Source organism: Bacteroidota bacterium, from assembly GCA_020402865.1.
Taxonomy (GTDB): domain Bacteria; phylum Bacteroidota; class Bacteroidia; order Palsa-965; family Palsa-965.
The window spans coordinates 13,953-27,270 of sequence record JADBYT010000035.1 but is presented as its reverse complement, the minus strand read 5'-3'; the positions used below and the strand labels follow the sequence as shown (position 1 = coordinate 27,270).

Annotated in this window: 15 protein-coding genes; 8 read left to right on the top strand and 7 right to left on the bottom strand. The window is 48.2% G+C overall.

Annotated features, from left to right (window positions below; translation table 11 throughout):
- The 3 genes from IM638_18845 to IM638_18835 all read left to right on the top strand — a co-directional run.
- Positions 1–285, top strand: a 285-nt coding sequence (locus IM638_18845) for a dihydrolipoyl dehydrogenase (GenBank protein MCA6365096.1), incomplete at its 5' end; no start/stop codon positions are given.
- Between the two features lie 368 nt (positions 286–653).
- Complete coding sequence (locus tag IM638_18840) at positions 654–1,553, top strand: flavin reductase family protein (protein ID MCA6365095.1); 900 nt, start codon at positions 654–656, stop codon at positions 1,551–1,553.
- A gap of 98 nt (positions 1,554–1,651) precedes the next feature.
- On the top strand, positions 1,652–2,035 hold the full coding sequence (locus IM638_18835) for a DUF3127 domain-containing protein (protein MCA6365094.1): 384 nt from the start codon (positions 1,652–1,654) through the stop codon (positions 2,033–2,035).
- A gap of 77 nt (positions 2,036–2,112) precedes the next feature.
- On the opposite strand, the gene IM638_18830 is transcribed toward IM638_18835, so the two are convergent.
- The 5 genes from IM638_18830 to IM638_18810 form a co-directional block, all read right to left on the bottom strand.
- Complete coding sequence (locus tag IM638_18830) at positions 2,113–3,366, bottom strand: nucleoside permease (protein MCA6365093.1); 1,254 nt, start codon at positions 3,364–3,366, stop codon at positions 2,113–2,115.
- 126 nt (positions 3,367–3,492) lie between these two features.
- Positions 3,493–4,122, bottom strand: coding sequence for a bifunctional nuclease family protein (locus IM638_18825; GenBank protein ID MCA6365092.1), 630 nt, complete (start codon positions 4,120–4,122; stop codon positions 3,493–3,495).
- 63 nt (positions 4,123–4,185) lie between these two features.
- Positions 4,186–5,169 carry an electron transfer flavoprotein subunit alpha/FixB family protein gene (locus tag IM638_18820; protein ID MCA6365091.1) on the bottom strand — a complete coding sequence of 328 codons (984 nt, stop codon included), beginning with the start codon at positions 5,167–5,169 and terminating at the stop codon, positions 4,186–4,188.
- Positions 5,170–5,195: 26 nt separating this feature from the next.
- Complete coding sequence (locus tag IM638_18815) at positions 5,196–5,939, bottom strand: electron transfer flavoprotein subunit beta/FixA family protein (GenBank protein MCA6365090.1); 744 nt, start codon at positions 5,937–5,939, stop codon at positions 5,196–5,198.
- A gap of 193 nt (positions 5,940–6,132) precedes the next feature.
- Positions 6,133–6,420 carry a hypothetical protein gene (locus IM638_18810; GenBank protein ID MCA6365089.1) on the bottom strand — a complete coding sequence of 96 codons (288 nt, stop codon included), beginning with the start codon at positions 6,418–6,420 and terminating at the stop codon, positions 6,133–6,135.
- 653 nt (positions 6,421–7,073) lie between these two features.
- On the opposite strand from IM638_18810, the gene IM638_18805 reads away from it, so the two are divergent.
- The 5 genes from IM638_18805 to IM638_18785 all read left to right on the top strand — a co-directional run bounded on the left by IM638_18805 (position 7,074) and on the right by IM638_18785 (position 11,675).
- Positions 7,074–7,532, top strand: a complete 459-nt coding sequence (locus tag IM638_18805; protein MCA6365088.1) for a DUF1569 domain-containing protein — start codon at positions 7,074–7,076, stop codon at positions 7,530–7,532.
- Between the two features lie 159 nt (positions 7,533–7,691).
- Positions 7,692–8,672: a pyruvate dehydrogenase complex E1 component subunit beta gene (locus IM638_18800; GenBank protein MCA6365087.1), complete on the top strand. Its 981-nt coding sequence runs from the start codon at positions 7,692–7,694 to the stop codon at positions 8,670–8,672.
- A 394-nt stretch (positions 8,673–9,066) separates the two neighbouring features.
- Positions 9,067–9,465 (top strand): response regulator, encoded by a 399-nt coding sequence (locus IM638_18795; GenBank protein ID MCA6365086.1) that lies wholly within the window; start codon positions 9,067–9,069, stop codon positions 9,463–9,465.
- An 11-nt stretch (positions 9,466–9,476) separates the two neighbouring features.
- Complete coding sequence (locus tag IM638_18790; GenBank protein ID MCA6365085.1) at positions 9,477–10,436, top strand: HAMP domain-containing histidine kinase; 960 nt, start codon at positions 9,477–9,479, stop codon at positions 10,434–10,436.
- A gap of 276 nt (positions 10,437–10,712) precedes the next feature.
- On the top strand, positions 10,713–11,675 hold the full coding sequence (locus IM638_18785; GenBank protein MCA6365084.1) for a hypothetical protein: 963 nt from the start codon (positions 10,713–10,715) through the stop codon (positions 11,673–11,675).
- Here the strand turns inward: IM638_18785 and IM638_18780 are convergent.
- A complete protein-coding gene (locus IM638_18780; protein ID MCA6365083.1) occupies positions 11,657–12,574 on the bottom strand; it encodes a hypothetical protein in 918 nt (305 codons plus the stop codon). The genes IM638_18785 and IM638_18780 overlap by 19 nt on opposite strands.
- The gene (locus IM638_18775) at positions 12,571–13,275 is read right to left on the bottom strand and encodes an aspartyl/asparaginyl beta-hydroxylase domain-containing protein (GenBank protein MCA6365082.1); all 705 of its coding nucleotides are present in this window, start codon (positions 13,273–13,275) and stop codon (positions 12,571–12,573) included. Before IM638_18775 ends, IM638_18780 begins: the two co-directional genes overlap by 4 nt.
- Positions 13,276–13,318: the final 43 nt, after the last annotated feature.

Here is a 13,318-nt window from a genome sequence, read left to right as displayed (position 1 = left end):
GATATTAAAGTGGGTAAATTCCCCTTCCCGCCGAGCGGGAAAGCCAAAGCCGCCGGTGCCGCCGATGGTTTTGTAAAAGTGATTTTCGATGCCAAATACGGCGAATTCCTCGGCGCACACATGATCGGCGCAAACGTTACCGAAATGATTGCTGAAGTAGTAGCCGCACGCAAACTCGAAACCACCGGCCACGACATTGTGAAAACCGTTCACCCCCACCCCACCATGAGCGAAGCCATTATGGAAGCGGCTGCGGCAGCTTACGGGGAAGTGATTCATTTGTAAGCAATCAGCGTTGAATGTCTTGAGAGGCTGCCTTACGAGGTGGCCTCTTTTTGGTTATAAATAGGTATATGAAAATAAAGTTGGCTTGATTTTGCGATAGAATAACTTTACAAAATGTAGGAAGAACTTTTGTTCAGGAATGATCTACTCACGCTGGGGTTGGCTACCTACACGCCAGTCACAGACTGGCATCAACTATTGCAGCGAGTCTGGAGACTCGCCGCAGCTTAATAATAATCCGGTTACAGACACCTTCAACGGTATTGATAAAGGTGGTATAGAATTTCTTGATGAGTTGTATGCTTACTGGACAGAAAAATCGGGGCAGATAATTAATCTGTCTGAAGATTCAACCTTACCTTTGCCCCATGCCAACCTTCGATCCGACCGAACTTAAAGTTCCCCAGCTCCACCAGTATCTGCTTCATGCCATTGCCCCGCGACCGATTGCTTTTGTAAGCACGGTTGACGAGCAGGGCAATGCCAATCTGAGTCCGTTCAGTTTTTTCAATGTGTTCAGTGCCAATCCGCCGGTGGCTATTTTTTCGCCGGCACGCAGCGGGCGCACGGGTGCTACCAAAAACACCTACGACAATGCCAAAGCTACCGGCGAGTGTGTGATTAATGTGGTGAATTATCCGCTGGTGCAGCAGGCTTCACTTTCAAGCACCGAGTATGCGAAGGGGGTGAATGAATTTGTGAAGGCCGGACTTACCGAAGTGCCGGGCGTGAAAGTGAAGGTGCCGCGTGTGAAGGAATCGCCGGTGCAGCTGGAGTGCCGCGTGCGCGAAATTGTGGAACTGGGGCAAAACGGCGGTGCCGGCAACCTGGTGATCTGCGATATTGTGCTGATCCACATTGCCGATGAGGTGCTGAATGCCGAAACCGGCATGATTGACCAGCACAAAATTGATCTGGTGGGCCGCCTTGGCGGCGACTGGTACGTGCGTGCTTCGGGCGATGCGCTGTTTGGTGTGGCCAAGCCGCTTACCACGCTGGGCATTGGTGTGGATCAGTTGCCGGAGCATATCCGGCTGAGCAAAGTACTCACGGGCAACCACCTCGGGCAGCTTGGCAACGTAGAGCAATTGCCCGATGCCGAAACCGTGCGCCGCTATTGCGAATCGGGTGCGATAAACGAGGCTTTTGAACTTTACGGCCGAAACCTGCAGCAGCTTGATGCACACCTGCACCACATTGCCGCCCGCCTGCTCGACGAGGGCCGTGTGGCCGAAGCCTGGAACGTGCTGCTTTCTGACCAGCACTAACTATCAAACCTGCTTTTGAACAGTTGTTCATAAGTCGGTGAGGCAAGGAACGCAGCGTGTTGTACCTTTGAGGTTCAAACACTCTTAATTTCTTTCACATGTTCAATATTACCGGTACTCTCAAGGCCAAATACGCCGAGCAGCAGGTTTCGGAACGTTTCCGCAAGCGTGATTTTGTACTTACGGACAATTCCTCGCAATACCCGCAATACATCACTTTTCAACTGGTGCAGGATCGCTGCAGCCTCGTGGAGCCTTTCCGCGAAGGTGATGAAATACGCGTATTCTTCAACCTGCGCGGCCGCGAGTGGAAAGCTCCTGCAGGAGATGTGAAGTATTTCAACACCATTGAAGCCTGGAAAATAGAGCCCGTGCAAACTGCCGCGCAACCCCAGAATATGGGAGCTCCCGCAGCTACCACCGCCGCACCCGATATCACCACGTTCAGCAGCGGAGACGACAGCGACGACCTTCCCTTCTAATCTGTCTCATTATTCCTTATCATATGAAAAACGCCGGGCAAATTTGTCCGGCGTTCTTCGTATAGAAATGTGTGTGGTTAATGCTTAATCTCCTGCACATCGGCCGGGTTGTGCTTGTAGCGGAAAGCAAACGGGAAGATGATAAACAACACCAGGGCATAAGCGGCAAAAATGTACCACACCGTGCTCCAGTCGGTAATGCCTGCCGCATCGGTATAACGCTGCACAACCCAGCCGCTTCCGTAGCTGCCGATAATGGCTCCGATGCCATTGGTCATAAGCATAAACAAGCCCTGTGCGCTTGAACGTATCGACTTATCAGCCTCGCGTTCCACAAAGAGTGAACCGGAGATATTGAAAAAGTCGAACGCCATGCCATATACAATCATTGACAATACCAGCAAAGCCACACCTGAACCGGGGTTGCCGATACCAAACAAGCCAAAGCGCAGCACCCATGCACCAATGCTGATAAGCATTACACGCTTGATGCCGAAACGGGTAAGGAAAAACGGAATAGTGAGAATAAACAGCGTTTCTGAAATCTGCGAAATTGATGCAAGAATATTGGCATGTTGTACACCAAACGATTGTTCGTATTCGGGTATGGCTTTGAAGTGATCGAGAAACGGAACGCCCCATTGGTTGGTTACCTGCAAGGCAGCACCAAGAAACATGGCAAACAGAAAAAACACCAGCATTTTCGGTGTCCGGAAAAGCACAAAAGCATCAAGTCCGAAAGCCGAGAACAGGGATTTCTTTTCTGATTTGCCCGAAGGCGGGCAAGCCGGCATAGCCAGCGAATACACACCCATACATACGCCCGCAATACCGGCAAACACAAGCTGTTCGGCTTCAAGTGTAAGTCCAAGCAAATCAACCGACCACATGGCCGCTATAAAACCAATTGTGCCCCACACGCGGATGGGCGGAAAGCTTTTCTGCGGATCAAGCCCCGAACGCAGCAGAATATCATACGACACCGAGTTGTTGAGCGCAATGGTGGGCATGTAAAACATATTTACCAGCAGCATCACCCAAAACATGGTGTCAGGATCTTTCACCGTAAACGACCAGAAAAGAAATCCAGCACTGATAACATGACTAATTCCAAGCACACGCTCGGCATTCATCCAACGGTCAGCCACAATGCCAAGCAGTGTGGGCATGATTACAGAGGCAATACCCATTGTCATAAACACCAGCCCGATTTCTTCCCCTTTAAACTGCCGCGTTACAAACAGGTAACCGCCCAGTGAAGTAAGGTAAGAGCCCCACACAAAAAACTGCAGGAAATTCATTAACGTTAGTCGGAACTTAATTTGCGACATATGATCATTATGTTAGGGCAATAAAGCTAATAAACTGGGGCGATAAACGCGATGAACGCAAAATAAAAAACCCGCTGCCGGATACCGGCTGCGGGTTTTTGAGTGTGTATTTGTGTGTGAAAATCCTTAACCGCCTTTGCGTTTGTTCAGTTCGTCGCGTATGCGTGAGGCGCGTTCATAATCTTCATCGCGCAGGGCGGTGTTGAGCAATTCTTCCAGCTCTTTTTCTGATTTGCGCTGAAACTCGCTGCCGGTGGCCTCGGCCAGCAATGCTTCTTCCTCTTCTTCGGTGAGGCCGGTTGAGCTTTCTGAGGAGGAAGGTGTTTCGCCATCGCCGTTTTCATCGTCGAGAATAATGCCGGCCGAAGCCAGAATAAACTCGTAGGTGAAAATGGGGCATTCGAAACGAACGGCCAGTGCAATGGCGTCGGAAGTGCGGGCGTCAATTTCAACCGTGCTTCCGTCGGGGTTTTGACACACCAGGCGGGCGAAGAAAATGCCCTCCACCAGGTTGTAGATTAGCACTTCGGTCACTGCAATGTGAAACGCGTCGGCAAAACTCTTGAAGAGATCGTGCGTGAGCGGGCGGCTGGGCGTCATTTTTTCGAGTTCGATGGCAATAGCCTGCGCTTCGAACCCGCCAATGATAATGGGCAGGCGGCGTTTGCCTTTGGCTTCGCCCAGCACCAGTGCGTATGCGCCGGTCTGAGTCTGGCTGTAGTGCAAACCCACAATTTCGAGCTTGATTTTTTTCATACCGTTGCTCACAGGCACTGGCTTGAGAAGGTGTAAACCAAGATAGCGTTTTTTGAGCTACGATTAATGCTGTGAAGCCTTGAACTTTTTCACGGCCTCAGTAAGTCGGGGCAACACATCAAATGCATCGCCGATTACGCCATAATCAGCCGCTTTGAAGAACGGTGCTTCTTTGTCGTTGTTGATGACCACGATGGTTTTGCTGCCGTTTACGCCCGCCAGGTGCTGGATAGCGCCCGAAATGCCAATGGCAATGTACAGGTTGGGACGAATCGCCACGCCGGTCTGGCCCACGTGCTCGTGGTGCGGACGCCAGCCCATGTCGGCAATGGGACGTGAGCAGGCGGTGGTGGCGCCGAGTGCGGTGGCAAGCTCTTCAAGCGGGCCCCAGTTTTCAGCCGCTTTCAGTCCGCGTCCACCCGATACAACGAGTTCAGCCTCAGGCAGGGGCACGGTGGTGGTTTCGCGTGTTTTGCGCTCTTTCACCACAATGCCAGCCGGTGCAGCATCCACATTGGCATTGAATGCCTCAACAGTTGCGGTGCCTTCGCCCAGTTTTACCTGGAACGAGTTGGGCAGCAGGGTAATGATTTTTTTGGCCGAGTGCATGGCATACACCGCCGTGGCTTTGCCGGAGAAGGCATTTTTGCGCACATACAGAGCCGCCCCGTTTACGGTAGGATAATCAACCGCGCCGGCTACAATGCCCGCTTTGAGGCGCACCGCCAGACGCGGAGCAATGGTTTTAGCCGAAAGATCGTGCGAGAAAATGACTACATCGGCATTTTCGGCATTGGCAGCCTGCTCAAGGGCCATGGCCCAGGCGGCATCGTTGCCGGCAGCCAGCTTATCGCCGGCCAGTGTGAGTACCTTGGCGGCACCGGCCTTGCCGAGTTCAGCCAGCAAAGCGGCATCGGTACCGGCAGCAATGGCGGCGGTAACGGTGGTGCCCAGCAATTGTGCAATATGGGAAGCGTAGTTCACTGCTTCCAGTGAGCTTTTGCGGATTTTGCCTTTGGCGGCTTCTGTGTAAACGAGAACGGCCATGAGTATTGTGTAAAAAGGTGTGTGACTTAGATAACTTTCGCCTCGTTGTGAAGCAGCTGAACGAGCTCGTCCATATTGGCCGGATCGATCATTTTAACGGCTTTGCGGCCTTCGGCGGGTGTGTAGCTGGCCACTGAGGTAAGCGTGCTTGCACCCGAAACCGGCACCACCGCAATGGGTTTTGTGCGCGACTGGGTGATACCGCGCATGTTTGGAATACGCGCTTCGGCCATACCTTTCTGGCAGCTGATTACAGCCGGAAGCTGGCATTCAACCACCTGTGTGCCGCCGTCCACATCCTGCTCGGCAGTGGCTGTGGTTCCGTTTACGTCGAGCTTGGTAGCCAGAGAAACATAGGGCATGTTGAGCATTTCGGCCAGCATGCCGCCCACCATGGAGCTGTTGTAGCTGATGGTTTCCTTACCGGTCATAATCAGGTCGAAGCCTTTGTCTTTGGCGTAAGCGGCCACCTGCTCGGCTACAAAATAGGCGTCGGCCGGTTCTGCGTCAATGCGCACGGCATCATCGGCACCAATGGCAAGACCTTTGCGGATAACGGCATCATTTTCGGCCGGACCAACATGGATGAGGGTTACCGAGCCGCTGCCTTTGGCTTCTTTCAGTTCAAGGGCGCGCACAAGTGCATACCATTCATCGTAAGGATTGAGGATAAACTGAACGCCCTGTTTGTTGAACTCCGTATTGTCGTTTGAAAACGCAATTTTGGTGGTCGTGTCGGGCACGTTGCTGACGCAGACGAGTATTTTCATTGTAAAAACCGAATTAGCGTGATTTTTAAGAGGTGCAAAAATAGCGTTTTTACCGGATCAATTTTCATTAATCTGGTAATCTTAATGATTGGGGGGAATTGGGGGGGATTGTGGTGGACAGGGCGACTTCCCAAATCAACATTGCGGATAAATATATAGAAGATTGATTTTGACCACAACCCGCGCGCGATTGCTACCTAACCCAAAAGCTGTTTAAAATTTCATTTAATTCTTCTATTGAATTTTCTTGGGGATGAAAAGATACTTTAGCGTTCTTATCTGTATCAATTTCGCATTCTATTTCTATTTCTTTAAACTCTTCAACGATAATAATCTTATTATCTACCCAGTAATGGTGATCGATAAATCTATTTGCCAAAAACACAGATGCGGGAAGTAAATCTAAAATCTTTTTTTGTAAGAGAATATTTTTTGATTTAATTAATTTAAGTTCAAAAAATATCCATCTAAGCTGCCACATATTTCCAACTGCATCTTACTGTAATTATCAGGCACTATTTTAGACTCATAAATAATTATTGGTTTTATTGAAATATTATTCTTGTTAAAATCATCCTTAAGAATAACAAGAGCATTATCAATCTTCTCATTTGATATAATTGATATAGCATTCAAAACAGATTGAAACAATAAAGTATTGAATTCTTTTGCTGATATACTATTCAAATTATCATAATTCAATCCAAGAGAAAAATTAATTATGCTTTTGTTTTGCCCTTCAATGTAGGGAGTTAAAACAGAATTCTGGATATTAATATTAATAATTTTAGGCAAATTGGACTTTAATTGATAACTAGACCATTGTGAAAGATAAATAGATAAGTGTTGAGACTTTCTAGTTAATGAAATATCATTGAATGATATATTTATTAGATTATTCATATTGTTCTACTCAATAAATTGGTATTAGAAATGAAGCCTTTCCCAAATCAATAACGCCGATAAATATACAGACGATGATTTTAAACACAAACCCATTTTAAAGCACAACTCTCTTCAAACAACCGCAGCAAATCAATTAAACTTAAAATTAAATTAACATCTCCAGTTATGGGATTGCCAATCTCTGTATAAACTTGCCGAATCAACCAACCATCACCAATAAACCTCAGTATGGATTTACCCAATATTTTCACAAAACCAGTTTCAGATGCTGTAATTGCCCGAATAAAGCAGCTTACACCCGAAACCGCTGCAGTTTGGGGAAAAATGAATGTTGCTCAAATGCTTGCACATTGCAACGTAACGTATGAAATGATATATGAAGATAAGCATCCGAAACCCGGTGCTTTCATGCGTTTTATATTGAAAATGATGGTTAAAAAAGCGGTTACTACAGCTGCAACTTATAAACAGAACGGACAAACCGCGCCCGCATTTCTTATCAAAGACGAGAAGAATTTTGAGGCCGAGAAGAATCGGCTTATCAATTATATCACTAAAACACAAGAGCTTGGCGAAGGCCATTTCGACGGGAAAGCATCGCATTCGTTTGGCGTGCTGAACAAAAATGAGTGGAACAATATGTTGTACAAGCATCTTGATCACCACCTGCGGCAATTTGGTGTATAAAACAGAATGCTGCGGCTGCCGAACGTGTTTCGCCTGCCGGTGCTGCATTTTGCAGTTCAAAACCGGATTAATTCTTTGCCGCCGTGAGGCAGTATGCTGCACGGTTGCGCGAAAATCTTATTTTTGTCGGCCTGCGAAACAACACGCAGCGAAAATCTGATGAGAACTCTCCAATTCCGTGAAGCCCTGCGCGAAGCCATGCAGGAAGAAATGCGCCGCGACGAGCGCGTGTTTCTGATGGGCGAAGAAGTGGCCGAATACAACGGGGCCTATAAAGTGAGCCAGGGCATGCTGGCCGAGTTTGGTGCCAAACGCGTAATTGACACCCCCATTGCCGAGCTTGGTTTTGCAGGCATTGGCGTAGGTGCCGCCATGAACGGGCTGCGTCCGATTATCGAGTTTATGACCTTTAACTTTTCGCTTGTAGCGATTGACCAGGTGATCAACTCGGCCGCCAAAATGCTGAGCATGTCGGGCGGACAGTATAACATTCCGATGGTATTCCGCGGCCCTACGGGTAATGCCGGCCAGCTTGCCGCGCAGCACTCACAGGCATTCGAAAACTGGTATGCCAATACACCCGGCCTGAAAGTAGTAGTGCCTTCAAATCCTTACGATGCCAAAGGTCTGCTCAAATCGGCCATCCGCGATGATGATCCCGTTATTTTCATGGAATCAGAGCTGATGTACGGCGACAAGGGCGAAGTGCCCGAAGGCGAATACCTGCTGCCCATTGGCGTGGCCGACATCAAGCGCGAAGGCACCGATGTAACCGTTGTGTCTTTTGGCAAAATCATCAAGCATGCCTACGTGGCGGCCGAGGAACTTGCCAAAGAAGGCATTTCCTGCGAAGTAATTGACCTGCGTTCGGTACGCCCCATTGATTATGCGGCCATTATCCGCTCGGTAAAAAAGACGAACCGCCTTGTGATTCTCGAAGAAGCATGGCCGCTGGCTTCCATCTCTACCGATATTACCTATCAGGTACAGCAACACGCTTTCGATTATCTCGATGCACCCATCGGCCGCGTAATTTCGGCCGACGTGCCCCTGCCCTACGCGCTTCCGCTTATTGATGCCGCACTGCCCAATCCGAAAAAACTGATGGATGCGGTGAAAGCTGTAATGTATCGCAACTAAGTTTTACCATACACTATATTTCACACCGACCGGCCCGAAAGCCGGTCGGTGTCGTTTAAGAGCCTCTTAGGGACGATGAACCAATGCCCGCGGTAAAATAAATGTTGCAACATTTCAACGCATTGACCAACTATATAATCCCCCTTTGCATACCTGTAGGTCATGTTTGACGATACTAAACGACAATTCATCGCAATCATGCAGCCCGGCATTACTGAAATATTAAATTTGTAGAAAAGGAAACCCGGATTACGCCTGTTTTTTTTACAATAAGCTGATTCTGTCCATACTGTTTTTATTGCATGCTATGTGCTATAACCCGGTTGTGGATCGGATTACTCATCCGGCAAGGTACTTTTGCGAATCCGAGTTAAACTAATGCCCACGTTTGTTCATGAAAAAGCTATCAGTATTCCTTGTTGATGATTCCCAGATCAATAACATGTACATGGAAGACATGCTTGCTGATATGGAACAGATCGAGTCTGTTACGGTGTTCAGCAATCCGCAGCAGGCACTCGAAGAATTTGAAGCATTAAAAAATGAATCAGGCAGTTTTCCCGATCTTATATTGCTTGATATAAGAATGCCGGAGCTAGACGGTTATGAATTTCTGGAGGAACTTGAAAACCTGTTGGATGATTCGTCGAAGCTTCCGCTTGTGTTTATGCTCACATCGTCGCAACACAAGCGCGATCTGGAGGCTTTTGAACGTTTTCCAAGTGCAAAGGAATATCTTAACAAACCACTCGAACAGCCTACACTGCTGGCTCTGCTTGCCCGTTATTTCTAACTTGACCGTGCATGTGGAAACGAATTAAAATTGTATATACGTATCTGCTCTTCGGCGTGGCTTTCGGGTTACTATTTCCGGTTGCTGCGGTGTTAATCGACTGTTTCCTGATCAGAAACGAGTCGTTTGTCTTTTCAAAACTGGGCCCGTTATTCAACTCCAATCCGCTTCACTACATCATTGCCACAGCGCCATTTTTTCTGGGCATTGCATTTTTTATTGCCGGACGGTTTGCTCAGCGTCAGCATAATTATAACATGGCGCTTCGTAAAAGTAACATACAACTGAAATTACTCAACGAATCCTACAACACGTTCAATTATCATGTATCACACGATCTGAAAACGATTATTACAAACGGTCAGTCCTTATCGCTGATGATAAAAAAGTATGCCCTGAAAAAAGATCATCAAAAGGTACTGGAACTTTCTGAATTACTGAGGAACACCTGTGAAAACGGGAATGCAACAATAAACGGATTTCTGCAGCTGCACCATATGACGATTCAGGATGAAAAACAAATGGCTGAGTTAGCTCCGGTTATTTCCATAATTGAAGAAATACGTAATGAACTGAGTTCGGAAAAAGAGCTGAAAATACATTTCACCTCGCGTGAATTTGAATATTTACCCATGCCTGTAGCCCGTGTAAGAAGCCTGTTCCAGAACATGCTTACCAATTCTGTACACTATGGCTATGATATGGTTGACGTATCCATTGCGCTGAACAAACGGGGCAATGAGTTGCAGATTATTTACACCGACAACGGAAAGGGAATTGATATGGAAAAGCACGGACATAAACTTTTCAAGCCTTTTACCCGCATCGACGAGAATCAGGTAACGGGAAGTACCGGCATAGGTTTGTATCTGATCAAAAAGATTCTCGACCAGTACAACGCCACAATTACATTAGACAGTGAGCCGGGAAAAGGAGTAAAAATTGAAGTTTTATTTCCTGAATACAACTAGAATACATCTCAAAATTATCCATCCGGATTTTTCACAGTTTCTTTGTTCCCAGACATAACGTCTGGATAATTTTGAGATGCGCTCTAAAACTGTTTAGATTCATTCTTCCTGCTTTGTAATACCTGCATTATTTATTATCCCCGCCAGCTGTCAGGTAATTCTACGTATCCATATTCGTATAAATACGTAATCATTTAATTATTTAATAATTATGATTGGTAATAGTTGTCCGGAAAAATCGGATTTGTTGTATTTGCAGAAACAAATCCTTACTCCATGACTACTTTTAATACGGCCATTTATGCCGGAAATGTACTTGGCCCGGCCAATATCAGCACAAATTCATTAGACATTACCAAATCCGGATTTACCACACTGATTCTTGGTCTGGCCCACATAGGCCGGGGCCCGGGAGCGTATGAGCCGGTGGCGGGGCAGCAAACGGGCGATATTGTATTTAACAATCCCTCCGATGGCGGCCTGATTATGATTTCCAATGGCGTGTATGTGGGGCCCAGCGACTGGCCCCAGCAACTCAGAGGCCTTATGGACGGAAATATCACCCAAATCGGCCTTTCTATTGGTGGGGGTGGTTGCTTGGACTACGAAACCATCTGGAGCAATTTTGTGGTGGATGGTGCGATAAGCAGCGACACGGTACTGTATCAAAATTTTGCAGCATTAAAACAACAGTTTCCCTGTATCAGCTTTATTGATTTCGACTGCGAGGAGTTCAGTTCTTCCTATGATATAAACTACAACTGGGTGGAAACAATCATTGCGTTTGGCAATATGCTGAAGGAATTGGGCATTAACATTACATTCTGTCCATATTCGAATCTACCTGGCTGGATACAGGCGTTAAAGGCACTTTATTCTCCGAGCCAACCTACGGTGTTGTGGATGAATTTGCAATGCTATGCTGGCGGCGGCGATAACAGTCCGATTGTATGGGCCAGAATGATTTCGGAAACCATACCCGGACTCGACGGGGTTGCGTTTACGGTGCCGGGGTTGTGGTGCTGCAATACGTCGCAACCGAATTGTGGTTCTGTTCCGGCACAGGTGGAGTATATTTTTGAGGGCTGGGAGGAGCAGATGAAGTTTAGGGGCGGCTTCATCTGGAATTATGATGATGTGCTGGCCAATCAGAATTCGAATGCGTGTAACCCTGATTACTCAGGTTCTAAAACGAGTATCGATTATGCGCAGGCCATTATTCATGGATTGAGTATCTGATTAAGTTCATGAAATTTCTGCAGGGCTTCTTGCAGAAACGAGGGAGCTTCGGCTGTTTCGTGGTGTTCGGTAAAATGCTGCTGCGGTTTTTTTGCGTTAAATAAGGCGCGTTGTTTTATTTGTTCGATTTGCAAATTACTGAGAGCGAAACCGGCGTGGTTTGCAGCTTGCACGGCAAGCTGTTCGGCACCGATGCTGTAATTGAGCTGTAGCAGTTCGGGGGCGGCGGTGTGCAGTGTAATCAGTTGATTGAAGAATGCGCACATGAGTTCGCCGAAAAACGGATCGGGGTGCTGTGCCTGGTTGATGCGTGGCAACTGAAGCTGAGAGAGAAAGCCTGGCACGGTATGCATGCCGGGTTGTTTGCGGTGGGAGCGGAGTATTTCGGCCGGGTGGCGGAACAGCACAACGGCGGGTGTATCGGGCCAGATGCGGCGCAGCAGCGGATAATGCAGCAGGTGCCAGCAATCGGTTTTTACGATGAGGCGTTGTTTTCCGCGCCGCAGCAGATGCGCCGCCGCGCGCACCAGTTCAAGGCTTTCGGGCTGTCCGTTTGCGGCGGCGAGCATGAGCAGCTGATCGAGCAAAGGTACTTCGGCCAGCACCTGCGTATCGGCATCGCCGCCAAGCAGCTGTGCCAGCAACGTAGAGCCGCACCGCGACACATGAAAAATGAGCAGATCGGGCGGTGCCGCAGCGGCGGCGTATTGCATCAGCCATTGCGGAGTTGTTGCGCTTTGCCGCTTTTGCCGGTTGGCCTCAAACAGCAGCCGGTTTCGCACCAGTGTTTCATCGAAAAACGGCTCGGTAAACGGCCGTTCGTCAAACCGCATCCAGCGCAGCAAACCTTCCTCGGGCAGCCATTTTACAGGCAGCCACGTTTCAGACCACGTACTCATTGCCCGCCTGTAAGTTTTGCAATGAGTGCTTCGGCAGCCGGGTTGTTTTGCCTGCGCAGTTCGGCCACCATCAGCTCAAGCGTGGTTTTGTCTATAGCTTCGGGCTGCTGCTCGGCCGCAAAATCATAGCCTGCACGCGCAAAAAGCTCGTCGGTCCATGCATTGCGCCTGCCATCCACAACCAGATGAATGCGGTGTGTATCGCTGTAATTGCGCACTGCATGCACAGCATCAAAATCGGCATACCAGCAGGTGCCGGGCTGCATATCGAGTAATTTCCCATCTACTTCAAATTCCACTTCGCTTGTAGTGATGATCGGGATATGCAGCCTGAGAAAGCCAAACCGGTAAGCCAGGCCGGGGTCGCGGTGCGGATGCACCATGCTTCCGGCCTGAAGACAAAGTAAACGCACAGCCTCCTTTTCAAATTTCAGCTCATCGAGCAATTGTTTGAAATAGGGACATTGCTCAAGCAGCGGCGTAGGATAAAACTTATCGGCAGGTAATGCCAGCACATCATTCAACTTACCCGAAGCCGAATAAAGGGCAATACTGCTCCAGTGGCCCGAATAATCTTTGGTGTTGTAATGGCTGCCCCACTCCGCCTCCAGTGCCTTTTGTAAATCGGCTTGCAGGAATTGGGAATTCCAGTTCAGCGGAAGCTGTAATGAAGTAGTGTATTGAGGAATAGAATCTGACACAGGCTAAAATTAAGGCTAAATTATTTTTGGTGCTATACAGCGT

Bases quoted from the DNA above. Each gene is read 5' to 3' on its own strand.
- IM638_18785 (MCA6365084.1), top strand. From the start codon at position 10,713: ATGACTACTTTTAATACGGCCATTTATGCCGGAAATGTACTTGGCCCG.
- IM638_18805 (MCA6365088.1), top strand. From the start codon at position 7,074: ATGGATTTACCCAATATTTTCACAAAACCAGTTTCAGATGCTGTAATT.
- IM638_18800 (MCA6365087.1), top strand. From the start codon at position 7,692: ATGAGAACTCTCCAATTCCGTGAAGCCCTGCGCGAAGCCATGCAGGAA.
- IM638_18815 (MCA6365090.1), bottom strand. From the start codon at position 5,939: ATGAAAATACTCGTCTGCGTCAGCAACGTGCCCGACACGACCACCAAA.
- IM638_18825 (MCA6365092.1), bottom strand. From the start codon at position 4,122: ATGAAAAAAATCAAGCTCGAAATTGTGGGTTTGCACTACAGCCAGACT.
- IM638_18835 (MCA6365094.1), top strand. From the start codon at position 1,652: ATGTTCAATATTACCGGTACTCTCAAGGCCAAATACGCCGAGCAGCAG.
- IM638_18790 (MCA6365085.1), top strand. From the start codon at position 9,477: ATGTGGAAACGAATTAAAATTGTATATACGTATCTGCTCTTCGGCGTG.
- IM638_18810 (MCA6365089.1), bottom strand. From the start codon at position 6,420: ATGTGGCAGCTTAGATGGATATTTTTTGAACTTAAATTAATTAAATCA.
- IM638_18795 (MCA6365086.1), top strand. From the start codon at position 9,067: ATGAAAAAGCTATCAGTATTCCTTGTTGATGATTCCCAGATCAATAAC.
- IM638_18840 (MCA6365095.1), top strand. From the start codon at position 654: ATGCCAACCTTCGATCCGACCGAACTTAAAGTTCCCCAGCTCCACCAG.
- IM638_18780 (MCA6365083.1), bottom strand. From the start codon at position 12,574: ATGAGTACGTGGTCTGAAACGTGGCTGCCTGTAAAATGGCTGCCCGAG.
- IM638_18820 (MCA6365091.1), bottom strand. From the start codon at position 5,169: ATGGCCGTTCTCGTTTACACAGAAGCCGCCAAAGGCAAAATCCGCAAA.
- IM638_18830 (MCA6365093.1), bottom strand. From the start codon at position 3,366: ATGTCGCAAATTAAGTTCCGACTAACGTTAATGAATTTCCTGCAGTTT.